This is a genomic window from Vibrio sp. 10N, assembly GCF_036245475.1.
In the GTDB taxonomy this organism is placed as follows: Bacteria; Pseudomonadota; Gammaproteobacteria; order Enterobacterales; family Vibrionaceae; genus Vibrio.
The window spans coordinates 609,597-633,736 of the sequence record NZ_BTPM01000002.1 but is presented as its reverse complement, the minus strand read 5'-3'; the positions used below and the strand labels follow the sequence as shown (position 1 = coordinate 633,736).

The 24,140-nt window shown below is 44.3% G+C and carries 24 protein-coding genes; 10 read left to right on the top strand and 14 right to left on the bottom strand.

Features of this window, described 5'->3' with window-relative positions:
* Positions 1-91: 91 nt before the first annotated feature.
* The 4 genes from AAA946_RS19005 to AAA946_RS18990 form a co-directional block, all read right to left on the bottom strand.
* Positions 92-406 (bottom strand): hypothetical protein, encoded by a 315-nt coding sequence (locus AAA946_RS19005; RefSeq protein ID WP_338166339.1) that lies wholly within the window; start codon positions 404-406, stop codon positions 92-94.
* A 20-nt stretch (positions 407-426) separates the two neighbouring features.
* The gene (locus tag AAA946_RS19000; RefSeq protein ID WP_338166338.1) at positions 427-822 is read right to left on the bottom strand and encodes a hypothetical protein; all 396 of its coding nucleotides are present in this window, start codon (positions 820-822) and stop codon (positions 427-429) included.
* Between the two features lie 113 nt (positions 823-935).
* Positions 936-1,304: a hypothetical protein gene (locus tag AAA946_RS18995; protein ID WP_338166337.1), complete on the bottom strand. Its 369-nt coding sequence runs from the start codon at positions 1,302-1,304 to the stop codon at positions 936-938.
* Between the two features lie 225 nt (positions 1,305-1,529).
* Positions 1,530-1,892: a DUF2384 domain-containing protein gene (locus tag AAA946_RS18990; protein WP_338166336.1), complete on the bottom strand. Its 363-nt coding sequence runs from the start codon at positions 1,890-1,892 to the stop codon at positions 1,530-1,532.
* A gap of 384 nt (positions 1,893-2,276) precedes the next feature.
* Here AAA946_RS18990 and AAA946_RS18985 point away from each other — a divergent pair, with 384 nt between their 5' ends.
* Positions 2,277-2,660 carry a 3D domain-containing protein gene (locus tag AAA946_RS18985; protein ID WP_338166335.1) on the top strand — a complete coding sequence of 128 codons (384 nt, stop codon included), beginning with the start codon at positions 2,277-2,279 and terminating at the stop codon, positions 2,658-2,660.
* A gap of 63 nt (positions 2,661-2,723) precedes the next feature.
* On the opposite strand, the gene AAA946_RS18980 is transcribed toward AAA946_RS18985, so the two are convergent.
* From AAA946_RS18980 to dctP, 3 genes are all read right to left on the bottom strand, one after another.
* Complete coding sequence (locus AAA946_RS18980; RefSeq protein ID WP_338166334.1) at positions 2,724-4,133, bottom strand: TRAP transporter large permease; 1,410 nt, start codon at positions 4,131-4,133, stop codon at positions 2,724-2,726.
* Positions 4,130-4,753: a TRAP transporter small permease subunit gene (locus tag AAA946_RS18975; RefSeq protein ID WP_338166333.1), complete on the bottom strand. Its 624-nt coding sequence runs from the start codon at positions 4,751-4,753 to the stop codon at positions 4,130-4,132. The genes AAA946_RS18980 and AAA946_RS18975 overlap by 4 nt, the downstream gene beginning before the upstream one ends.
* Before the next feature lie 83 nt (positions 4,754-4,836).
* Positions 4,837-5,847 carry a TRAP transporter substrate-binding protein DctP gene (gene dctP, locus AAA946_RS18970; RefSeq protein ID WP_338166332.1) on the bottom strand — a complete coding sequence of 337 codons (1,011 nt, stop codon included), beginning with the start codon at positions 5,845-5,847 and terminating at the stop codon, positions 4,837-4,839.
* 317 nt (positions 5,848-6,164) lie between these two features.
* Between dctP and AAA946_RS18965 the strand changes: the two genes are divergently transcribed.
* Positions 6,165-7,478, top strand: a complete 1,314-nt coding sequence (locus AAA946_RS18965) for an MATE family efflux transporter (protein WP_338166331.1) — start codon at positions 6,165-6,167, stop codon at positions 7,476-7,478.
* 1 nt (position 7,479) lies between these two features.
* On the opposite strand, the gene AAA946_RS18960 is transcribed toward AAA946_RS18965, so the two are convergent.
* The 3 genes from AAA946_RS18960 to AAA946_RS18950 all read right to left on the bottom strand — a co-directional run bounded on the left by AAA946_RS18960 (position 7,480) and on the right by AAA946_RS18950 (position 10,306).
* Positions 7,480-7,878: an OsmC family protein gene (locus tag AAA946_RS18960; RefSeq protein ID WP_338166330.1), complete on the bottom strand. Its 399-nt coding sequence runs from the start codon at positions 7,876-7,878 to the stop codon at positions 7,480-7,482.
* Positions 7,879-8,001: 123 nt separating this feature from the next.
* The gene (tdh, locus tag AAA946_RS18955; RefSeq protein ID WP_338166329.1) at positions 8,002-9,033 is read right to left on the bottom strand and encodes an L-threonine 3-dehydrogenase; all 1,032 of its coding nucleotides are present in this window, start codon (positions 9,031-9,033) and stop codon (positions 8,002-8,004) included.
* A 79-nt stretch (positions 9,034-9,112) separates the two neighbouring features.
* Positions 9,113-10,306 carry a glycine C-acetyltransferase gene (locus AAA946_RS18950; RefSeq protein WP_338166328.1) on the bottom strand — a complete coding sequence of 398 codons (1,194 nt, stop codon included), beginning with the start codon at positions 10,304-10,306 and terminating at the stop codon, positions 9,113-9,115.
* A gap of 166 nt (positions 10,307-10,472) precedes the next feature.
* Between AAA946_RS18950 and AAA946_RS18945 the strand changes: the two genes are divergently transcribed.
* From AAA946_RS18945 to AAA946_RS18925, 5 genes are all read left to right on the top strand, one after another.
* Positions 10,473-11,402: a LysR family transcriptional regulator gene (locus AAA946_RS18945; RefSeq protein ID WP_338166327.1), complete on the top strand. Its 930-nt coding sequence runs from the start codon at positions 10,473-10,475 to the stop codon at positions 11,400-11,402.
* 9 nt (positions 11,403-11,411) lie between these two features.
* Positions 11,412-11,804, top strand: a complete 393-nt coding sequence (gloA2, locus tag AAA946_RS18940) for an SMU1112c/YaeR family gloxylase I-like metalloprotein (protein WP_338166326.1) — start codon at positions 11,412-11,414, stop codon at positions 11,802-11,804.
* 360 nt (positions 11,805-12,164) lie between these two features.
* On the top strand, positions 12,165-13,259 hold the full coding sequence (gene pdhA, locus AAA946_RS18935; protein WP_338166325.1) for a pyruvate dehydrogenase (acetyl-transferring) E1 component subunit alpha: 1,095 nt from the start codon (positions 12,165-12,167) through the stop codon (positions 13,257-13,259).
* A complete protein-coding gene (locus AAA946_RS18930; RefSeq protein WP_338166324.1) occupies positions 13,252-14,280 on the top strand; it encodes an alpha-ketoacid dehydrogenase subunit beta in 1,029 nt (342 codons plus the stop codon). The genes pdhA and AAA946_RS18930 overlap by 8 nt, the downstream gene beginning before the upstream one ends.
* Positions 14,277-15,416 carry a dihydrolipoamide acetyltransferase family protein gene (locus AAA946_RS18925; protein WP_338166323.1) on the top strand — a complete coding sequence of 380 codons (1,140 nt, stop codon included), beginning with the start codon at positions 14,277-14,279 and terminating at the stop codon, positions 15,414-15,416. The genes AAA946_RS18930 and AAA946_RS18925 overlap by 4 nt, the downstream gene beginning before the upstream one ends.
* 754 nt (positions 15,417-16,170) lie before the next feature.
* Here AAA946_RS18925 and AAA946_RS18920 read toward each other — a convergent pair.
* The 4 genes from AAA946_RS18920 to AAA946_RS18905 all read right to left on the bottom strand — a co-directional run bounded on the left by AAA946_RS18920 (position 16,171) and on the right by AAA946_RS18905 (position 20,813).
* Positions 16,171-16,857: a hypothetical protein gene (locus AAA946_RS18920; RefSeq protein WP_222302112.1), complete on the bottom strand. Its 687-nt coding sequence runs from the start codon at positions 16,855-16,857 to the stop codon at positions 16,171-16,173.
* 159 nt (positions 16,858-17,016) lie between these two features.
* Positions 17,017-17,352, bottom strand: a complete 336-nt coding sequence (locus AAA946_RS18915) for a phasin family protein (RefSeq protein WP_222302115.1) — start codon at positions 17,350-17,352, stop codon at positions 17,017-17,019.
* A gap of 518 nt (positions 17,353-17,870) precedes the next feature.
* A complete protein-coding gene (locus tag AAA946_RS18910; protein ID WP_338166322.1) occupies positions 17,871-20,153 on the bottom strand; it encodes an acyl-CoA dehydrogenase in 2,283 nt (760 codons plus the stop codon).
* Between the two features lie 21 nt (positions 20,154-20,174).
* Positions 20,175-20,813 carry a TetR/AcrR family transcriptional regulator gene (locus AAA946_RS18905; protein ID WP_338166321.1) on the bottom strand — a complete coding sequence of 213 codons (639 nt, stop codon included), beginning with the start codon at positions 20,811-20,813 and terminating at the stop codon, positions 20,175-20,177.
* A 672-nt stretch (positions 20,814-21,485) separates the two neighbouring features.
* Between AAA946_RS18905 and AAA946_RS18900 the strand changes: the two genes are divergently transcribed.
* The 3 genes from AAA946_RS18900 to AAA946_RS18890 are packed head-to-tail and all read left to right on the top strand — an operon-like array spanning position 21,486 to position 24,042.
* Positions 21,486-21,836 (top strand): phasin family protein, encoded by a 351-nt coding sequence (locus tag AAA946_RS18900; RefSeq protein ID WP_338166320.1) that lies wholly within the window; start codon positions 21,486-21,488, stop codon positions 21,834-21,836.
* A 57-nt stretch (positions 21,837-21,893) separates the two neighbouring features.
* Positions 21,894-23,654: a class I poly(R)-hydroxyalkanoic acid synthase gene (gene phaC / locus AAA946_RS18895; RefSeq protein ID WP_222302125.1), complete on the top strand. Its 1,761-nt coding sequence runs from the start codon at positions 21,894-21,896 to the stop codon at positions 23,652-23,654.
* Positions 23,644-24,042, top strand: coding sequence for a MaoC family dehydratase (locus tag AAA946_RS18890; RefSeq protein ID WP_222302128.1), 399 nt, complete (start codon positions 23,644-23,646; stop codon positions 24,040-24,042). Before phaC ends, AAA946_RS18890 begins: the two co-directional genes overlap by 11 nt.
* Positions 24,043-24,140: the final 98 nt, after the last annotated feature.

The following is a 24,140-nucleotide window of genomic DNA, read 5'->3' as shown; positions in this document are numbered from 1 at the left end:
ACTCAGAGATATCGCCTGTGAGATTTTGCTATTTAAAAATATCGGATAATGTATTCTTATCATACCTTTAGTTCCGTTCTTGCATCGTATGTTAACTGCCATACTTATCATTTAATTCTTGGTTTACTTGTCGCTTGTATCTTCTATGGTGAATGTAATAAATTGGAGCGACGATAACAAAAATAGATGCGTACCCAGCTATAGTTCTATAGTAGAAATAGCCAAGTTCACTCGCAACATATGCACCTATAACACCAATGCAAGTAATCGGGATATAGAGAGCCATATTAAAATCATCAAGTCCCTTACCTGTGATGGGAAAGCGGCTAGATAGGAAGAAGCAATAAATAAAAAATGCAAATAAAAACTGATACATAGCTTCTATAATCAAATAAAAAACATCCATCTAATTCTCCTTGTCACAAGCTATTCTAAGGTCTTTATCTCACAATCACTATAACGCCCAATGAAACCAGCAAGTAATTGGCTATCTTCGATCTTAACTGAGTGAACCTCTAGATCTCGCTCGCTCGTCACTATATAGATGGAAACAAAAGATCCACCCTTGAACGCTCTGTATAATTCATGACCTACTTTGTTCGCACCATGATAGTTAATATCAAAGAACATCGAGTGATGATTATGTTTCTCTATGGGCGATTCTCCAATCGTTAGTGACAATTCATTCTTAGATTTATTAACATCTATAGATACATAATCACGGTTGTAATAATGATTTTGTTTAGTAAAACACTCGACGCTAGCAATATCCGCATGAGAAACTGTTGAAATAAAAAAATATAGAAAAAATAAGTACTGCATATGACCTCTCTGTAACCATTGTGAATTTTGAAGTTTAGTTAATCAATGGAAGGAACCTTATACGGAGTAATCCTTTATTAATCAGGAGATTATGCTAGTTGAAAGGGAGTCGATTATTGACGCTTGAACTCATTGACATGATGGTGATTGTTGAATATTTTGATAAAAGGGTCATCTTCATTCGTAGCATCTCCCTTGATATAGTTCGCTATCTGAACTGCTGCCGATTCAACGTACTTAGCAACCATAGCCTTTAATTCTAAAGTGCTTCTATTCGCTCCAAAGCTCGACATATCGATACTTAAGCGCACTATATCCTCTTTGACTGATGGTTTTAGTGTTCTATGATCAATGCCATTTTTACTCAAGGTTGAATCAAACAACTTGCTAGCGGTAACGGTGATAGGGGCCAAAAAGCCTAAGATAACTTTGATAACTATAAAAGTAACGAATATCCCAATAGCCCATAAAATTAATTCCATCTTCTTATTTTCCTTTGGTTTATCTACCTCTGAGTAGGTTACCGCAAACTAAACCAAACAAAAAGGGGTCAACTCAATTGTATGGAATCATAACCACTAGATCTGTGGTTTTGCTATACCCTAAGTAATCCGTTAAACGCTAATTTAGTAATGCATGTAACGCACTTTTGTCCAAAAACGTGTTTGAGCACAACAGTTTCAGCAATTAACATTAATACGAGAGATTTACTGTGCACTATAGCCGATAACCAGTTTTGCGATCTTTGATAGCGCACATTCGTTCCCTGACAGCATGTAATCCTTTGCTGAAGCACCCGACAAAGTGGGGTGATTATTAGCCTTGCGCACCCAATCATATATCGTTTCATCGCTACCAAAAGTCTGCCGTAATGCTTTGTGAATATTCAGAATATAGCTGATTCTCTCTAGTGTAGAGTCACTCACCTCTTCTCTGTCTTCCCGATCATGCTGCAAACCAAGCAACGTAGCTTTCTCACTGTAACTGAATTGCCACTTATCCAGAATACGCAGTGCAGCGTGAAGCGCCTTTATGCGCTGCTCAGAAGTAATATCAACCCCTACTTGCATCGTCAAACTCCCTTTACCCAGTACACCGTTAGTATTCACGGTCCTAGGCGCAACATCAACCTAGACGTTTAAATTTTAAACAGAAAACTTGACTTAAAGAGAGACGGATGTAAAACTCATAGTCAGTCAGGTGACTATCCCATACGTTTTAAGATTTGCAGTTTAAGGCGTTAAATACCCTGATAAAACAAAGGCTTACAAAGATTAAGCTCTGAGTGATTGGGTTCAAATCCCTATCTCTCCGCCACATTCTAAAAAGCCGCTGATAATTCAGCGGCTTTTTTCGTTCTAGTGTCTTACTAACCTGAACTCGCACTCCATTGGTGTTTACGGCCTATTAACAGCTAAACTTAGTCCAGATTGCTGTGAAATCTTTAGGTAACAATGAAAGCCATAATCTTTTTTCTCTCAATTCTTGTTGTGTCTTTTCATGGATTCGCCCATCAAGAGCACTCTCTAGTAGTTAAAGCCAGCGCTTATACTTCGGCAGTCGGTGAAACTGATTCCACTCCTAACATTGGTGCTTGGGGTGATACCCTTAAACCAGGAATGAAGTCCATCGCAGTGTCTAGAGATCTGCTCGATATGGGCTTAAATCACAATCAAGAAGTCAAAATTGAAGGGTTTGAAGGTACATACCGTGTTCTAGATAAAATGCATAAACGATGGAATAAGAAAATCGACATTTACATGGGAAACGATGTTGAGAAAGCAAAACAATGGGGAGTGCGAAACGTCACTATTTACTGGACTAGCGAAGAAAAGTAGACGGAACAAATATAAAAAAGAACGGCCGCCTCTCAGCTAGCCGTCCCTTTCTATTAAATCAAACTAGGCATACCCCATTAGGCTCGGCAGCCAAAGTACGATTCCAGGCATGACCAGTAGCACAGCTATAGTGATGACATCCGCAACAAAAAATGGCAAGCAGCCACGGAAGACATCTTGTACCGAACATTCAGGACGAACACCCGCGACCACGAAACAGTTTAGGCCAATAGGTGGCGTGATTAGACACAACTCAGCCATTTTTACCACGATAATGCCAAACCAAATCGCACACCCTACTCCTGACACCCCAAACGCAGAATCTACAGCAGCCACATCAGCACCACCATTGAGAGCAATTACAGCGGGATATACTACGGGCAATGTGAGCAGTAGCATCCCAATCGCATCCATAAACATACCAAGCACAGCATAGGCGCAAAGGATGAGTAGCAGCGTCAACATTGGGCTTTGTTCCAGACTCACTATCCAATCGGAAAAAGCCGTTGGCAAATCAGCAAATCCTAAGAAACGAACGTATATCAGCACGCCCCAGATAATCGCAAAGATCATTGCAGACAGCTTTGCTGTTTCCATCAAAGAGCTTTTGATTTCTTTCCAGCGACTACCATGAAAAATAGCCAGTGCCAGAATAAGCGAAGCGCCAAGCGCACCGGCCTCGGTTGGTGTGCCAACGCCGCCATAGATACAGACAACAATAATGCCCACTACAGCAAATATTGGCATTGCGCCCGGCAGCGTTTCAAACCTTTCCTTCCAAGTAAAACCTCTCACCGGCGGACCAAAATTTTTGCGCGTTAATGCCAGAAATACGACTAGCCCGCCGTAGATCAGTGCCGATACCGCTCCAGGTAAAAAGCCCGCCATCAACAGCGCCCCTACATCTTGCTCAACTATGATTGCGTAAATAACGAGAATGGCAGACGGTGGGATCAATGATGCGAGCGTGCCACCAGCTGCAACCACACCCGCGGCAAAGCGTTTGTCGTAACCCAGTTTCAGCATTTCCGGCACAGCAATGCGCGCAAATACCGCAGAGGTGGCGACTGAGGCACCCGACACGGCCGCAAAGCCAGCAGTAGAGAACACTGTAGCAACGCCCATACCACCGGGTAGCCAGCCTACCCAACGTTTGGCCGCTTCGAAGAGAGAGCGAGTTAAACCGGCATGGTAGGCAAGAAAGCCAATAAGAATAAAGGTTGGAATGAGTGATAGTGCCAATGATGACACTTTAGAATGCGGGATCGTCCCTGCCATTTTGATGGCAACCAGTAGACCTCGCTCAAAACCCAGCTTGGCGGAAAAGATCCAGACCAGTCCAAAGAAACCTGCAATTGCCGCGGCAAATGCCACTCGTACTCCAATTACGACCAAGAGTAACATAAAGCCCGAAACCCAAAGTCCAATTTCAATCGAGTCCATCGCGCCCATTACTTCAAAAAGAGACATCATTTAGAAGCCTCCTCATCAGCACCATTACTGACTGTTTCCGCTTCCTTCGCCGCCGTCTCAGCAGCAGATTCAATCATAGGTACAGCGACGGGTTCGACATCTCCTCGCTTAATAGCACGAAGATAAGCCCATATTTGTAAGATGAGTCTAAGTGCCAGTACCGACAAAGCAAAAGGCACCACAAATTTGGCTGGCCATGTGGGTAAGTTGATATCCACAGAGGAATCCCCGATAGAGTATGCGCGCCAAAAATGTAAATAAGAGCCGTAGATGAGCAGTAATGTCACCAATAACATAAATACGCTGGACAACAATTCGGTAAACCACAACCAGCGGCCCCTAAAGCGGCCAACTAGTATATCCATTCGTATGTGACCACCCATACGCTGTGTATAGGCAATACCAAGAAAGGCGATGAACGCCATGGCCTGCTCGACCCAATCGATATAACCACTAATTGGCATTGAAAACAGCCAACGACCTAAAATATTGGTCGTCGCAAGCGCAACAAGAGCGACGATTACGCATCCTGCGGCGAGATTCAGAAATGATTCAAATTTAAAAAATGCCCTATCGACCCGACTTACCGCCGAGCTGTCCTCTAATACTGACGCAGACATACTCGAAATCCTTTTGGTATTAACAACATAAAACGAGCGCTAGTATTAACTAGCGCTAGAGAATTTAAGTAGAAGTAATGGAATTAGTTTTGCTGTTTAAACAAAGCGTCGGTGTAGTCAAATAGCGCCTTGGCATCAAACTTCCCTTGGTATTTTTTCACCCAATCCTCGCGCACTGATGCCGCAAGATCATTCAACTGCGCTGTCTGTTCTGGAGTAAATGTCACTTGTTTCACCGATTCATCCGCAATAGCTTTATCGAATTTAGCGGTCGTATTTTGCTCATAATTAGAGACATAATAATCGAGCGCCTCTGGTACTGAGCTCAATAACGCTTCGCGGTGTTCCGGTTTTAGCATTTCCAGAGCTTCTGTGTTGACAACAACTGGGCAGTTAGCAGAACCCAGATTGAGGTTTGTCGTCACCCAGTTCGCCACTTTGTAGGTATTAGTCGCGAGATGAGCATGAGGCGCAAACGAAGCTGCATCAATTACCCCAGAATCCATTGATTGACGCACTTCAGAGAATGGTACCGTCGTTTTGACTGCGCCAAGTTTGCCCAACACGCTCATGATCCCGCCGGGACCGCGGACTCTTAGCCCCTTAAAGTCTTCCAAAGATTCGAGGTCGTCACTCTTACTAGCAATGTTGTACTGAGGGAGTGGCGTTGGCATTAACAAGGTGGCGTTCCATCTCGCTAAGTCTTTTTTAACCTCAGGGTGATTAAATACCTCGGTATAAATCTCCCCTACTCGCGCTAAAGACACATCTTGTGAAAATGGTAGTTCAGTCACCGTGATTGTCGGGTTTTTGTCGGTATGATAGAAAGAACAAAACTGTGCCATTTCAAATGCACCAAACGAAATACCATCTAGGTTTTCACGTGCCTTCGACAATCCACCATAGGAGAGCACCAACTTGAAATCGCCGTTGGTTTTTTGCTCTACCAATTCAGCTAACTTTTCAACATTCTCGGTAAACGCACGACGTTTACCCCATAAAGATACATTCCACTCAGTAGCAGCATGAACTTCTGCCGCGACGAATCCTGTCAAAATAAGTGATACTGTTAATGCTGCTTTTGTTGCTTTCATCGACAACTTCTCCTAGTCCTTTTTCTTATCTTTAGCGCGCGTTTGCCGCGACACTACGAGCCCAGAATCCACTGTTTACCTGGGTCTTAAGCTAACTCAATGATAAGAATAGAGTATTGTTAACATTTCGCTCAAAATGTTAACGTTTTTGCAGCGCAGGGCACGTTATCTTGGTTCAAACACACGTGAACTGGTCATTCATCACGATAGTCAATTTAAAACCCATTCATTTCCGAGGGTTATGATGATTGACCCACACCTACAGATACACTAGCATCGCCCTGATCTTACTCGACGCCTATTTTATTGAGTCTTTTATGAAGCACATTCTTTCTTTGGCTATTCCTCTTATTGTCTCTCAACTTATCTCAATGGCGCTGGTATTAACGGATGTCTGGATGATGGCAAGACTCAGCGTAGAAGATCTTGCGGGCGGAGGATTAGGCGCTTCCGTGTTTACATTCGTTTTTTTGGTTGCAGGAAGCATTGTCGGCTGCGTAGCAAACCTGATTGCGATAGCTTACGGGCAAAGCGTTGCGCGACCAGCCTTTGGTAACCAGCAAATAAGATTTGCCGTCAAAGGCGCACTCCTTCTCGCTTTCATAATAACGGCAGTTGCTAGCCTTGCTCTTAACTTCACGGATGAATTGCTCGTCCTAGCGAAGCAACCGGTTGACGCCATTCCCATAGCAACCAACTATCTTGATGCTCTTAAATGGGCAATGTTACCGACCTTATTACTGCTGATCCTACGCGGCCTGACTAGCACATTTGGCGATGCTAAATCGGTAATGTGGATGTCTCTCGCGACCGTTATGCTCAATGTGCCATTAAGTTATTGGTTTGCGTTTACCCTAGATGGCGGAATTGCGGGACTGGGATGGGGAACAACTCTTGCTGCGACGCTAATTCTGTTCGCTTACGGTACATGGGTGTTTCGCCAAGAAAAATACCGTCGGTTCGCGCCATGGGAATATGTTTCAGAGTATTCTTGGCGTTTAACACTGCCCCTGTTATCTCTCGGTTTACCGATAGCTGTAGCGAGCGCTTTAGAACTCAGCCTGATTTATGGCAGCACCATACTTGCTGGCATGTTGGGAGTTACAGCGTTAGCACTGCACCAAGTGCTTCTCCAGTGCTTGAACTTTAGTTTCAACATTAACTTTGGCTTTTCCCAAGCGGCTGCGATTTTGACCGGCAAGGACTTTGGTCAAGAACGATTTGACAGCATAAAAGTGACTGCGCTGCGTAGTTTCATTCTAGTCACCTTGATTAGCGCATTGCTGGCGATAACCTTTAGCACCTGGCCTCACCTTATCGCTGACATTTTTAAGTTTGATGGTTCAAACGGCAGCCTCAGCAATCAACTTGCTTCTATCATTTGGGTTGTTGCGCTTTGTTTCGTCGTCGATGGCTGGCAGCTCCTCACCATGAACCTATTACGCGGTATGAAAATCGTCAATGTACCAATGTTACTGACCGCGATTGGTTATTGGGGCTTTGGTATTAGCAGTGCGTGGTGGCTCATGGCACACTTTCAATTGGCTGGCGTCTGGGGCGGCGTGGCGATTGGGCTTGCGGCAACTGGTGTAATGCTAATAGGGCTTCTAGCCGTTACCTTTAAGCGTTGAGTTAGGGCTCCAGCCCTAACTCAATGCTCCCGGAAACACTGTTACTAATTGTGCATATTTTCTTGGCGTCTTTTAGTAGCATTTCTGCGCGCGCTCGGTCTGAATGGATGCCTTTACTTAACTGGATATTATAGTGGGTAAAGTGGGCCGGCAAAAACTCGCCTTTGTGCCCAGTAATTTGGATATGAAATGGCTGTATTTCGATTTTTCTTCGAAGCGCTAACTTTTGCAAAGAGACGGCCATACAAGCGCCCATTGAATACAGAAAAGTCTCTGCGGGATTATCTAAAACGGGTGCAACTGAAAGCTCACTCAGTACCCGGCCATATCTTAGACGTTCATGCTCATCGAACGAGACAAATATAGGGCCTTCACTTGATGGCTTCACTCTGAACGTCATTTCCTGCTCCGTTTGCGTCTGTCTAAGCAAACACTACTGGATCTTTTTATCATGAACAAGGAGAACAAACGTTTGATGTATAGATATAAAAAAAGCACCCCATCAGGAGTGCTTCTGCTTTTGCTATTCCCAATCAAGGATAACTTTGCCAGAAAGCCCGCTACGCATAGCATCGAAGCCTGCTTGGAAGTCATCAACTTTAAAGTGGTGAGTGATGATTGGCGTCAGATCCAGGCCAGATTGGATTAGTGAAGCCATCTTGTACCATGTTTCGAACATTTCACGGCCGTAGATGCCCTTGATTACCAGACCTTTGAAGATCACTTGGTTCCAATCAACCGCCATGTCTGATGGTGGAATACCTAATAGAGAGATCTTACCGCCGTGGTTCATGTTGGTTAGCATGCTGTTGAAGGCAGAAGGTACGCCTGACATTTCTAGACCTACATCGAAACCTTCTGTCATACCTAGCTCAGACATAACGTCTTCTAGTTTCTCTTCCATTACGTTTACTGCACGTGTAACACCCATCTTCTTAGCAAGATCTAAACGGTATTCGTTCACGTCAGTAATTACAACATGGCGTGCACCAACGTGCTTAGCAACTGCAGCTGCCATAATGCCGATTGGGCCTGCACCTGTAATTAGAACGTCTTCACCCACTAGATCGAAAGATAATGCAGTGTGTACTGCGTTACCAAACGGGTCAAAGATAGACGCTAGGTCATCAGAGATTTCAGCCGGGATCTTAAATGCGTTAAACGCTGGGATCACAAGGTACTCAGAAAACGCACCTGTGCGGTTTACACCAACACCTGTTGTGTTGCGGCATAGGTGAGTACGGCCACCACGACAGTTACGACAGTGACCACAAGTGATGTGACCTTCGCCCGATACGCGATCGCCAATGTTGAAGCCGCGAACCTCCTGGCCCATGCCTACAACTTCACCTACATACTCATGGCCAACAACCATTGGTACCGGGATAGTGTTTTGTGACCACTCATCCCAGTTGTAGATGTGTACGTCTGTACCACAGATCGCAGTTTTCTTAATTTTGATTAGAAGGTCGTTGTGGCCAACTTCAGGTTTCTCGACCTCAGTCATCCAGATGCCTTCTTCAGGCTTTAGCTTAGAAAGAGCTTTGATTTTCATATTGTTACCTAATTCATCTCGCCCAACTCTAGGGCGAGAATCAAAAATACTGGTTATCTAAATTCGACCTTGGCCAGAATTAGATGATGCCCATGTCTTTACCAACTGCGATGAATGCGTCGATCGCACGGTCTAGTTGCTCACGTGAGTGCGCCGCTGACATCTGAGTGCGGATACGTGCTTGACCCTTAGGTACAACTGGGAAAGAGAAACCAATAACGTAGATACCCTTCTCTAGTGCACGCTCAGCGAACTCAGCCGCTACTTTCGCATCGCCTAGCATGATTGGAATGATCGCGTGGTCTGCACCGCCCATAGTAAAGCCTGCGCCTTCCATACGAGTACGGAAGTGTGCTGCGTTTTCCCATAGACGGTCACGAAGATCGCCACTTTCTTGTAGCAGGTCTAGAACGCGGATAGACGCGTTAACAATGGCCGGTGCTACAGAGTTAGAGAATAGGTATGGACGAGAACGCTGACGCAACCAATCAATCACTTCTTTCTTACCAGAAGTATAGCCGCCTGACGCGCCGCCCATTGCTTTACCTAGCGTACCTGTGATGATATCGATACGGTCAACCACGTCATGGAACTCATGAGTACCTGCACCGTTTTTGCCCATAAAGCCAACAGCGTGAGAATCATCAACCATAACCAGTGCGCCGTACTTGTCAGCAAGGTCACAGATAGCTGGTAGGTTTGCGACTACGCCGTCCATTGAGAAAACGCCGTCAGTCACGATAAGCTTGTGGCGAGCACCTGCTTCAGTTGCCGCGATAAGTTGCTCTTCAAGCTCAGCCATGTTGTTGTTAGCGTAACGGTAACGCATCGCTTTACATAGACGAACGCCATCAATGATAGATGCGTGGTTTAGTGCGTCAGAGATGATTGCATCTTCTTTGCCTAGAATAGTTTCGAACAGGCCAGTGTTTGCATCGAAGCAAGACGTGTACAGAATCGTGTCTTCTTTTCCTAGGAATGTAGACAGTTTCTGCTCAAGCTCTTTGTGAATGTCTTGAGTACCACAGATAAAGCGTACCGACGCCATACCGAAACCATTTTTATCCATGCCTGCCTTACCCGCTTCGATAAGCGCTGGGTGGTTTGCTAGACCAAGATAGTTGTTCGCACAGAAGTTAAGTACTTCTTCGCCTGTTGAGATTTCAACAGCCGCTTGTTGTTGAGACGTGATAACACGCTCAGACTTGTACAAACCTTCCGCTTTTACTTCTTCAATCTGATCTTGGATTTGCTTATAAAACGAAGCAGACATAGTAGATTCCTTTTTCAATCCTATTTATCAATAGGTTATGTAGGGGATGAGATAGCCAAATTCTATTGATTGGGTGTATCTCACGAATGCAATCATTTTAGTTCATTGTGCTGCAAACGATTATCCCTTAACATGGAAAACCATTAGTGAATCTGAGGCACGAATCATGTTTAGCCAAAGGCTTATCGGGCTCCTACCCGATTTGGCATCGTATATTTTGGTGGTCAACGAGGGCAGTTTTACCGCTGCCGCCAAGAAGTTAGGTGTGACCCCCTCAGCACTCTCCAAGACAATCACTCGACTTGAAAGCGCCCTATCCGTAAAGCTGTTTGAACGGACCACTCGAAAGCTCGTCATTACTCAAGCTGGAAGAAAGGTTTATGATCAAAGCGTACTCATGGTCAATGCTGCTCAGCAAGCCATTGAAGTCTCTCAGTCGGATCATGCTGAACCCAGTGGGTCTCTTACCATTGCGGCACCAGAAGCCTTTCTAAACTCGGTATTGCAGCCATTTATAGCCCCGTTTTTGCAGCAATATCCAGAAATCCAACTCAAGGTACGCGCTATTGATGGCAACTATGACTTATTCAATTTAGGCATCGACGTGGCGTTCAAACTCACAGACAAGCCAGATGAAAACCTGGTGATGAAAGAGTTGGGTCCAACAAACTTGGTGCTATGCGCCAGCCCGGATTACATCAAAGCCAATGGCCTGCCTACTTCCCCTAGCGATCTAGAGCACCACGACTGTCTCTATTTGGCCGAAGTGGATAGAGACAATGTGTGGGACTTTCTCAAAGACGATGACTTTCACACGGTCACTGTGTCCGGTCGCTACGCCATTAACCACTCTCAAATGCGTCTTGGCGGTGTGAAACAAGGTCTGGGTATCGGTATTTTTCATGACTTCGTGATAAAAGAATCACTTGATGATGGAAGCGTAGTTCCTGTGCTTCCTGATTGGACAATAAAGAGTAACTACCATGGGGCGATTGCAATGCAGTACGCCCAGACCAAGTACATGCCCGCAAGGCTGCGCGTCTTCATCGACTATGTTGCCCGAGAGTTACCCTCTAAACTTATCAAACACAACTAGGATCCGACCATGCTCAAAGGAACGCATCACATTGCCATCATTTGTTCTGATTACCCGAGATCGAAGCGATTCTATACCGAAATTTTAGGGTTAACCGTATTGGCGGAGAACTACCGCGAGGCACGTGATTCTTACAAACTCGATCTCGAACTGCCTGATGGTACCCAGATTGAGCTGTTCTCTTTTCCTGGCTCGCCGTCACGTCCGAGCTTTCCTGAAGCACAAGGTTTAAGGCACCTTGCCTTTGTGGTTGATGATATGGATCAGGCCGTGAACAAACTCGTCGGCCATGGAATCTCAGTTGAGCCTATTCGCATCGATGAATACACGGGCAAGCGCTACACCTTTTTCCAAGATCCAGACGGACTGCCTTTAGAGCTCTGCGAAGAGGTGACATTGTAACATCCCTTCTATCAACAAACGAAAAAAAGGCCAACACCATTGGTCTTTTTTGCTCAAACCTCGATGAGTTTATCCGTTTTTCTCCAAATTCTCATTCAGTATCATATTTCAGTTCGAAAGATTTCACCCTTCAAAAACTAGAATGTATAACTAAATTATAGCCCTTAGGCAGCATTTAACATTTACAGATTAGCCCTGTAAGGTTTTATTTACTAAAAATCCATTTCACTTTTGAAGCAAAATTTAACAATTTGTTTACACTTATAGTATCCAAGCGTTTGAAACATTGCGTATAAACACGTACTGGTTTCAGCCTTATCGACATCACTCTTATCCAGAGTATGTGAAAAGGAGTTCGAGATGAACGTACAAGCATTACCCATGCATCGTTTTATCGACTACCAAGGACACTTAGTTAGCCCACTACCCGACTGGGCTGACGAAGCAACCCTAAAGAAGCTGTACCGCGACATGGTAGTCGCAAGAACGTACGATGCTAAAGCCGTTGCCCTGCAACGCACCGGCAAACTCGGCACCTACCCTTCGCACCTTGGTGCCGAAGCAATAGGCATCGCCATTGGCCACGCCCTGTCTCACCGAGATGTTTTTATCCCTTACTATCGCGACATGCCTGCCATGTGGGTTCGCGGCATTCCCATGGAAAAAAATCTGCAGTATTGGGGCGGCGACGAACGCGGTAGCGATTTCGAGTTCACCAATAGCGATAACCCATGCACCGACCTGCCTTTTTGTGTCCCAATCGCCACACAATGTACTCACGCCGTCGGTGTTGCTGCAGCGTTGAAGATTAAAGGCCATCACGATGTCGCGCTGGTGACGTGTGGTGACGGCGCCACTTCAAAAGGCGATTTTCTAGAATCCATTAACTGTGCAGGGGCTTGGAACATCCCTTTGGTATTTGTAGTGAACAACAACCAATGGGCAATCTCAGTCTCTAGAGCGCTGCAATGCGGGGCAGAATTTCTCGCAGATAAAGCCCAAGGCGCAGGCATTCCTGGACTCAAAGTCGATGGTAACGATGTCGTCGCCATGCTAGATGCAATCGGCAACGCCATTTCAAATGCGCGCAAAGGCAAAGGCGCTACGCTGATTGAAGCAATAAGCTATCGCCTTAGCGACCACACCACTGCCGATGACGCCACTCGCTATCGTAGCGATGATGAACTTGATACCGCTTGGGAATATGAGCCAATCCAACGACTCAAGACCTTCATGGAGGCTCAAGGTTGGTGGCAAAATTCAGACGAAGTCGAGCTTGCCTCAGAGAGCAAACAGCTGGTTGAGGAGGCCGTTGCTCGCTACCTCAATACTCCTGCTCAAGCGCCAGAGACCGCGTTTGATTATCTCTATGAGCAACCAACTAAAGAACTTCGTCCGCAACGCGATGAACTCATCAACAAATCGATGCGCATGCACGGAGGACAACATGGCTGATCAACTGCATATTGAACCCCTAGCAAGCCCTATCGCCGCAGTGGAATCCACTCTGGTCGATGCGGTGAATTTAGCACTCCATCATGAAATGGGCAGAGACAAACGCGTCGTACTGCTTGGAGAGGATGTTGGCGATAACGGCGGTGTATTCCGCGCAACAGTTGGCCTTAAAGAGCGCTTTGGGCTTAAACGCGTTATCGATACCCCACTTGCCGAGGCACTTATCGGAGGCGTTGCGGTAGGTATGGCGACTCAAGGGTTGCGACCTATTGCTGAATTCCAGTTTCAAGGTTTCGTGTTTCCTGCGATGGAGCACATTATTTGTCATGCGGCTCGAATGCGTAATCGCACCCGCGGGCGTTTGTCTTGCTCCATTGTGTTTCGCGCGCCATTTGGTGGTGGCATACATGCGCCAGAGCATCACTCCGAAAGTGTCGAAGCACTGTTTGCCCATATTCCAGGCTTGAGGGTCGTTATCCCGTCATCACCACAACGCGCCTATGGTTTGTTGTTGTCGGCGATACGCTGCAACGATCCGGTGATGTTCTTTGAGCCCAAACGCATCTATCGCACCGTTAAATCGAATGTGGTTGATAATGGTGAAGCCCTGCCTCTCGATACCTGCTACACCCTTCGCAAAGGACGGGATTTAACACTCGTAACTTGGGGAGCCTGTGTTGTTGAGTCACTTCAGGCAGCGGATACACTGTCTAAAGCTGGTATCGAGGTGGAAGTTATTGATCTTGCCAGCATCAAACCTATTGATATGGAAACGATATTAAAGTCACTTGAGAAAACGGGTCGCTTATTGGTGGTTCATGAAGCCAGCCGCAGTTGCGGCGTAGGTGCTGAAATCATCACACGGACTTCGGAACAAGCTATGTGCATGCTTAAAGCGCCACCTAAACGAGTAACCGGCCTTGATACCGTAATGCCTTACTACAAAAACGAAGACTACTTTTTGATCCAAGAGGCCGACATCGTACAAGCAGCAAGAGAGCTAGTGGAGGGTTGGAAATGAAGTCATTTTTGCTACCAGACTTAGGGGAAGGACTGGCCGAATCTGAGATTGTCGAATGGCATGTGAACGTCGGCGACGATGTCGAGTTAGACCAAGTTATCCTTACCGTTGAGACCGCTAAAGCCGTTGTCGAAGTCCCCGCGCCGTACAGCGGAAAAATCGTCAAACGTTATGGCGAAGAAGGCGATGTCATCAGTATTGGCAGCCTATTGATTGAAATCGAAGAGGCGGTCACGGAAGGCGCTAGCCTTAATGAGTCATCAAGCGACAATGATGCAGCAACCGTTGTCGGCAATGTCTCCAACCACACTCATCACGTTGAAGTCGATGACTTTTGGGTTGGCGCGGCGCACCACAACGCAGAGGAGAACGCGATCACTGCCATGCCCTCTGCTCGGCTGCTCGCCAAAAAGCTCGGAATCGATTTGCTTCGCGTCAAAGGCAGTGGCCAAGATGGCGTAATTACAGACAGTGACATTTACGAACAAATAGATAAACAAGCCCCCGGCACGGAAGTTCTTAAAGGCACACGTCGAACCATGGTTGGCACAATGTCGCAGTCGCACCACTCCGTTGCTTCTGTCACCATCACCGAAGAAGCCATGCTAGACAACTGGCAAAAAGATGAGGACATCTCAGGAAGGCTTATCAAAGCTGTGGTACATGCGTGCCAAACAGAACCCGCTCTTAATGCGTGGTTCGATGCAGAAACCATGACCCGATGTGTCCATTCCAACGTGAACATTGGTATTGCGGTAGACAGTAATCATGGGCTCTATGTCCCAGTGCTCAGAAATGCCAACGAATACGATCAAGCAGGCATCCGCCACTGGTTAAATGATACCGTCCAAGGCATAAGAGCCAGACGAATTCGACGAGAGCAGTTGCAACACGCCACCATCACGCTTTCTAATTTTGGGGCTATTGCTGGAATATTCGCGACACCCGTGGTGACACCACCTCAGGTCGCGATCGTGGGTGCGGGTCGAATTATTGAGAAAGTAATAATGAAGGATGGACAAGCGGTTGGAGTCAAAGCGTTGCCGCTTTCGATAACTTTTGACCATAGGGCGTGCACAGGTGGTGAAGCAGCTCGCTTTGTTAAGGTGTTGGTGGAGCACTTACAGCAAGGTTAGCGAGGCTAATTGGGCTTCCTCAATGTACCCGTCATTTCCTTGCAAAAGGGAATCTTGTACAGCTCTTTGGCTATCACCCCATAGACTTTGAATTTATACGGTGACGTGATTCAATTAGCACCTCTGAATTTGTGTTGAACATCACAAAACCCAAAATAACTACATTTTATTTTTTAGCCGAGAAAGGTAGTTGTTGCTGAGCCCGAAGAAATTAACGCCTGTTCTCATAGAGTTAAAAACCCTCCCGTTCAAAACTACGCCAAACCATCATTTAAGCAAATAACACCCCTAAAAACATAACATCAAACTATTGGTGTTTTTGTCACAAAAAGATATATTGCACCCAAAAGCAAACGTTTGCCAAACCTATAATACAACGTCAGTTAGGCTTATTAAATGACCAATTCAACATTTGATTTACTCAAAAATACCACGCGCGGAAAAATTAGAAATATTGAAAAGATTCCACCATGCAGCAAAGACTCCTTACTTGATGCTATCGATAATGTCTCTAGCATAGACGACATCATAATGATCAATAAAGCAATCAAGAGGCTGATTGCCATAGAAGAAAGTGTTAACTGTTCAATTTCAAGATTGTAGTTAGTGTGTGATACCCCACCGGCCTACTGAGGGTTTGGGGCTCAATTTCCTCAAACTCTTCAGTTACGGACATAAACAACCCACCCTAATTGTCCGCAAAACAACCGATTTGAATGACAACGCTAACTCCGCCAGTCTGTGACAACGAGATTTACTTCTTTTGTTTATTGGGGTTGCCCGATTCACATACGGTGATTAAGCGTTGGTCTTCTTTAGAAAATAGCAAACGCTTTTTATTATACATTACTGAGCTTTTCTCTTTATTCTGATCAAGCTTTGGAAGACTTTGCACTCGCACTTGTTCTAACCAGTCAACAATACCTTGGCCGGTATCTAAAAAATGAGAAAGAAAATCTTGTCTCAAATGCACTGAGGCACGGTTGAACGCATGGGCAGTAATTTGCAGCGATTGAAAACAGGCATCTAACGCCTGTGTGGTGTTCATCATGTCGATGCGCTCTAAACGAATCCGTTTAGTGCGTGGGTTAAATGTAAATTCGTGCAACAACCCGCGATACTTGGCGAACGCCTTACCATTTTGATCAAATTCAAGCTCGTCATAAAGGTGCATAAACTCATCATTCAACCAACTAATAAAACCGAGCTGCGCATCACTCAAACTCAGGTATGCGTGAAAGTATGACTGACTCGCTTCATTAAGAGCTTGCCAACTAAAGTAGATTTGCTCGTCGTTATCCTTTGAGATTTCTCTTCGAGCTAGTTCTTCTTCTGCTATTTTTTTGACTTGTATGTCTTTACTTTCAGATAGCTGACGTAATAAGTTAAAATCAATGAGCTTAACCGTATCTCTTTTATTAACGTCAACCCCAAGTTTCATTAGCTCCGCCTTAAGGAGCTCAACATCATTATTCAAGTTTAAGGTCCTCTTTAACTATTACTCCTGAGTGCAACGATAGATGCTCATTTTATAACACTTTATGCTTTGAGCAAAAAAAAAGGCGAAATATCGCCTTTTTTACTTTGATGATAAAACTAATTATTTAGTTTTGATAGCTGCAGCTGATAGCTCTTCAGCAGCCGCTTTAAATTCTGTGCCAATTTGGCTTAGCTTCTGGCCGTCTTCGATTAGACGCTGGCTAACCTTAGAGATAGCTTCAAGCTGCTTAGAACCAAGGTTAACAAGGTCTTGTGGTTGCTTAATTGCAACTAGTGACTGTAGGTTTTCATTGGTTAGTTGGCTATATGCTGCAACTGTTTCAATTTGCATCTTAGATACAGTTTCAACATTTTTAGCAATTAGTTCAGCAAAACCAGTTGCTGGATTCATGAAAGATTGTAGTTGAGCTGTTACAGCTTCGAATTGTTTTTGCATAATAACTTCCTTTTAGATTATTAATTTAATCATTCAAACGGCCGTTTGAATAGACTTATTCTCTAACATATATTCCTTATTGTCGAGAGCTAAAGAACACTATTTTCACATCATTTTTACACCATTTATCCAGCAGCGTTTGAATTCGAAAGTAATTATATTCTATCAGACTGCTATATATGAACTTTTACCAATTTTCCGTGTTTGAAAATACAAATTAGCTTAGGAATCCTTAACTTAAAAATGTGACTTAACTCAATATTTTTAGGGTGAGTGTGCTTTTCTAAAACAACCAAAAACAATCACACGACCAATTGTTCCTGTGGTTTATATATGTCAGAGATATGAGTTAATCCTGATTATTTGGTTACCCTACAACTTTGGATTTCAAGCCACATTTAATTGAAGGTGGCTTTCCTCGGCTTTGCTTTCTTTTTCCATAGAACAAAAAATCCTCGGACACAGTCCGAGGATTTTTTTATTATCTTTGAGGTAATAACTCACCCCAAATCAACACATCAAGCCACGTCAGCAAGTTTAGACTTAGAGTTTGTCCCTGTTAGGGTCGTTTTCATATCGTGACTAAAATGGTCAACTTGAATCGCTCGATAGCGCAATGAATCTGCAGCCTTGATTTGAGCCACTTCTTCATCAGTCAACACCTTAGCCTCAAGAGCTTGCTTCAAGCGTTCATCAAGTAAGCCTTTTCTAGCGACTTTACCGGCTTTAACCCCTGCAACAAGCTTTTTCTCAAGCCCTTTAACCTCATACATCGCGATGAAGGCACGCTCCAGTATGCCGATACTATCCTTGTCATCCTTACCAACATGACACAGGTGAGTTAGACGATCACGCGCTTCACCCGGCACCATCAGCTTGTCCGCAATACGCAATGTTAATTTATCGTCTGGTAGTTTGTAATGATTACCCAACGGGAACAAAAGTGTCTTCAGTGTTTTGCCTGCAAAACCACTTGGGAAGTTACGATAACCTTCATTAAGTGATTTAGCAGCATGGTAGAAGCAGTACTCTGCAGCAAAGTGAACATGATCTAGATCTGCTTCCAAACAGCCTTCATCTTGATATTTCTTCAATACCGCTGATGCCATATATAGATACGAGAGACCATCACCCAAACGTGCTGAAATCAACTCTTTACGCTTAAGCTCGCCGCCTAAAGTTAACATCGCAAAATCCGCGCTCACTGCTAATGCCTTGCTCAAACGCTTTAGATTCTTATAGTGACGTTTTGTCGGACCACTCACTGGAGAGCCAGTAAATGCTGAGCCTGTAATCGCTGCGAATAGTCCACCTATAGAGTTTTTCGTCGCATGGCCGATATGCTTGAACAGTAGCTTATCGAATGCTTTCACACCTTCTTGATGATCTGGGTTTGCTGCCGCCTCCATCTCTTGGAATACATATGGGTGACATCGGGTCGCACCCTGTCCAAAAATCATCAAGTTACGAGTTAGAATGTTAGCGCCTTCTACAGTCACTGCGATCGGGATTCCTAGGTAAGAGGAAGCCAAATAGTTCATTGGACCGCATTGAATCGCACGACCACCGTGGACATCAAACGAGTCGTTAATCAATTGTCTCGCAATTTCAGTCATATGGTATTTCGCAATTGCGGTAACGATGCCTGGCTTTTGACCTTGATCAAGTGCTGTCGTCGTTAACGTGCGTGTGGCTTCAAGCAGATAATTTAGTCCGCCAATTCGACCTAGTACCTCAGCAACACCTTCAAACTTACCAATAGACATGCCAAACTGTCTACGAACGTACGAATAAGCACCCGTCGTACGTGCGGTCAGATGGCCGATAGCAGTGCCTAAAGCTGGTAGAGAAATGCCTCGACCTGCTGATAAACACTCGACCAACATACGCCAGCCTTTGCCCGCATAGTCTTTACCACCGATGATCCATTCAAGCGGAATGAATACATCTTTACCTTGAATGGTGCCATTCATAAACGCAAGGTGCAGCGGATCATGACGTTGACCGATGGTGATGCCTTGCGTATCGGTAGGGATTAGCGCACAAGTGATACCCAGTTCTTTCTTGCTACCCAATAAGCCTTCTGGATCTTGCATCTTAAAGGCCAGACCCATTACCGTAGCGATAGGTGCAAGCGTAATGTAACGCTTGTTGAAGTTGAGACGCAGACCCAATACTTCTTTTCCTTCGTGCTCACCGTAACAAACCACACCCGTATCCGGAATACCACCCGCATCTGAACCCGCTTCAGGGCCTGTAAGCGCAAAACATGGTGTGTCAGTGCCATCCGCTAGACGAGGTAACCAATAGTCTTTTTGTTGTTGAGTACCGTAGTGAGAAAGCAACTCTCCTGGGCCTAATGAGTTTGGTACCATCGTTGTGATAGCCGCACTCATGCTGCGTGTCGCGATTTTTGCTACGATGGTTGAGTTAGCGTGTGAGGAAAACTCGCGACCACCATATTCTTTCGAAATAATTAGAGAGAAGAAGCGCTCCTTACGGAGAAAATCCCACACTTCTGGAGACAAATCTTTGTACTCTTTAACAAATTTGTGCTCATCTAACATTGAAAGCAACGTTTCTAACTCATTGTCGATAAATGACTGTTCCTCTGCCGTTAATGTTGGCTTTGGATACTGGTGCAATGTTTTGAAATCCGGACTTCCAGAAAATAGCTCACCATCCCACCAGACGCCGCCTGCTTCCATTGCTTCTCTTTCGGTATTTGATAGCGGTGGAAGCACTTTTTTAAATAAGCTGAACGCCGGTTCACTGACTAATTTTCGACTAACGAAACCCATGTTACCTTTCCTTTTGACTAGTTACGTTGTTTTATTTGGTTTTTCGATACCAGCGGTTATATAATTTATCGCTTGATCGACAATGTGTATTAACTTTGCATCATTTTCAAATGAACTTGACGCTAATTCGGACAAAGCTTCACTCGATATTGTGGCAAAAATGAATGCCCCTAATGAGAAATGCAATTTCCAAAATAAATCTTGATCGCTGATTTCAGGACAAGATTTTCGTACAGAGTTAATAAAGAGGTCTAACGTATCACCGTACTGATTGACGATAAACCACCTCAAATGACCTTGAATATCCATGTAGCCATTGGCTATTAGTAGCAGAAATCGATTCATCCCGTTTGGCGTCACTTGATTAAGGTTAATCAATGGCCGCCTAATAGCATAGAATACCTCTTCTAGAGTATATGTAGTGCTCTGATTTAATTTAATTAGTTCACTATCCACCTCGGGCATTAACTTTGTTAAGTAGCGATCCAATATTGCTCTAACAAGAGTTTTCTTATCTCCAAAATGATAGTTAACGGCGGCTAAATTAACACTGGCTTTAGCGGTAATATTTCTGAGTGATGTATTACTATATCCCTGTTCTACAAAAAGTTTCTCCGAAACTTCAAGTATCTTGCTTGTTGTAATTCCCTTTGCACTCATTACTTAAACGCCCGTTTGAAACATGCGTTTTAATATATATGTCAAATTACAAAGCAACAAGTGATTAACATCAAATTTTTGAAATTAACAATAACCCAGCCGCAAAATCGATAATAACATGCTGATTAATATAAACTTAATGCTTATGCCAGAGTAATGTAAAAATACAACATCAAACGCAAATCCTTTAAAAATCAAGTATTTAGACATGAATAACTCAAAGGTCACTCGAAAGATAAATATTCTACTTCTCGTTATTTATGTATGGTTGTATTCATCTTAATTGCATATGAATCACCTGCATGGCATTCACATTATCAATGTTACATTTAAGTTTACACTCTTTCCTTACTAAACAAAGTGTGAGTTTCATCATATTTATATAACTTGCCAAATCCAAGATCGATATCATTTTCAAACACTGAAAAATCAGACACATATTAATCATTACCTTTGTTTTCGGAAACTTATAAAGCATCACCCTCAGCGACATTAAACACTCCCCAAAAAAAATAGAGTTATAGCTCTATTATTTCATAATGCTTAAGTGATGACATTCTGCAGCAAATTATTCACAATACGCTCATTCAAACGGTTGTTTGAATTTTTCATTGATATAAGTCAAGGCCAAGTAACTTAGTGATTGGCCACCTACATAAAAAGGAATTAATCATGCAAAACCAAGCTGCGCTAGAAGCGGTAAATGCTCAACTACAAACTGTTCTTAACCCGTTCGCTAACTTTAGCCAACTCGTTGCAAAGAACGTTGAAACTCTATCAAAAATGCAATTAGAAACACTGACTGCATACAGCGAGCTAACTAACGAGAACCTACAAAGCCTTGTTGCAATCGAACAGCCACAAGACCTGATGAACCACGGTAGCAAGCAACTAGAAATCATCTCGAAAGTAAGCCAACGTCTTCTGGAAGATGGCCAAAAACTAAGCCAAATCGGTAACGACTTCAAAGCGGCTGTTGATGAGATCTCTGCATCAACAATCAAAGCTGACAAAAAAGCTTAATTTAAGAGGCGGTGATAATCACCGCCTGATTTAACCATACTTTACAAGGATGGGAAGATGGACAAAACACCTCCATTCCAAGACGTTATTGACAATTACTTTAAGGCCACTCAAGGTTGGTTTGGTTCGTTTCAGAAGCCTACACAATCCACCATCTTCAAATCTCAAATGGAAGATTGGAATCAGCTGGCACAATCTGTAGCAAAAGATCCAACCAACCTTTTAGAACAACAGATGAACTGGTGGAACCAGCAAATCAATCTGTTTAGCGACTGCGTACTGTCTACAAATGACTCTCAAGAAAAAGAGACAGATCCACGTTTTCGTGATGAAAGTTGGACAACGAACCCATTTTATAACTACATCAAACAAAGTTACAAAATGGTATGTAAGTCAATTCTAGAAACCATCAGCAACAATCAGGATATGGATCCTGATGCAAAAGAAAGATTGGAATTCTTCGCACGCCAGTTCCTGAACGCGATGTCACCAAGCAATTTCGTGACCACTAACCCTGAAGTCATGAAGCTGACACTTGAATCCAACGGCCAAAACCTTGTTAAAGGTCTAGAGCAACTGCAACAAGATATGAGCAAAAGTGTCGATATGCTCAATATCCGAATGACCGACAGCGAAGCGTTCAAAGTTGGCGAGAACATAGCTGCTACCGAAGGCAAAGTGGTCTATAAAAACCACATGTTTGAGTTGCTACAATATCAGGCAACTACCACAGAAGTTTACAAACGTCCGATGATGATTGTTCCTCCATTCGTGAACAAATACTACATCATGGATCTGAACCAACGTAAGTCGTTCGTTAAGTGGTTGGTCGATCAAGGCCACACGGTCTTTATGATTTCCTGGGTGAACCCTGACGCGAGCTACAGGGATACTGATTTCGGCACCTATATCACCGAAGGCATTATTCCTGCACTAGACGCCATTGAAAAAGAGACAGGCGAGCGCGAAGTTAACGGTCTGGGCTACTGCATTGGTGGCACACTACTCACTACCGCGATGGCCTACCTGGCAGGTAAAAAGCGCAAGCAACGTATTAAATCAGCAACACTGCTTACTACCATTCTTGATTTCCAGCAGCCAGGTGAGCTCGGCATCTTCATCAATGACCCTATGATTTCTGCTATCGAAACACAGAACAACATGCAGGGTTACATTGATGGGCGACAAATGGCAGTGTCATTCAGCCTGCTGCGCGAAAATAGCCTGTATTGGAACTACTATGTGACCAATTACCTCAAGGGCGAAAAGCCAATGGCATTTGATCTGTTGCACTGGAACAGTGACAACACTAACGTACCGGCTACATGCCATAACCAAATGCTACGTCAGTTCTATCTGGAGAACAAACTGAGCCAAGCGGGTGAGTTTGAAGTGGATGGTGTTTCAATTGACCTAAGCAAAGTGAAGTCTCCAACTTTCTTCCTGTCTGCGATTGAAGATCATATCGCCCTGTGGAAAGGCACATACAAAGGGACAGAACTGTTAGGTGGTCAAAACACGTTTGTTCTGGCAGAAAGCGGTCACATCGCTGGCCCAATGAACCATGCCGATTCGACCAAATATGGCTTCTGGACTAACGATGATGTGAAGTCTAACGCTGATACATGGTTGTCAAAAGCAGACAAACACACAGGCTCTTGGTGGAACCACTGGCAGGAGTGGCTGGATGCTCGAAACTTCTCACAAAAGCAAGAAGCTCGTATTCTTGAAGGCGAGTTGGATGCACCAGGCACTTACGTTAAACAACGAATCGAAGACGTACTAGCAAGTTCACAGGAGAATGCAGATGTCGCTTAGTATTGGACAACAGGCAAGCCTGACAAAAACTTTGGATAAAGCCGCTGTAGAGCAGTTCGCTTCTCTGGCTGAAGATTATAATCCAGTTCACTTAGACGAAGCTTTTGCTGCCATGACGCCTTTCGAGGTACCAATCGTGCATGGCATGTTGGGTGCAAGTCTGGTATCAGGTTTGCTGGCGTCGAAGATCCCAGGTCCAGGCGCAATCTACCTTGGTCAAACACTTCAGTTTACTAGTCCGATCCGTGTCGGTGAAACTGTTACAGCACGAGTAGAAGTCAAAGAAATCAGAGAAGACAAACCTATCGCGAAGCTAATTACCGAAGTTCTCAACGAGCAAGGTAAAGTGGCAATCAAAGGTGAAGCTACTGTGTTGCTTCCTAACTAATTTGTTATTTACTGAGTTCCCTACCAGTTTGGACGGCGTAAGCCGTCCTTTTTTTTAACAAACAAATCATTGCGCTGCTGGATATGACCAGCGCTTTC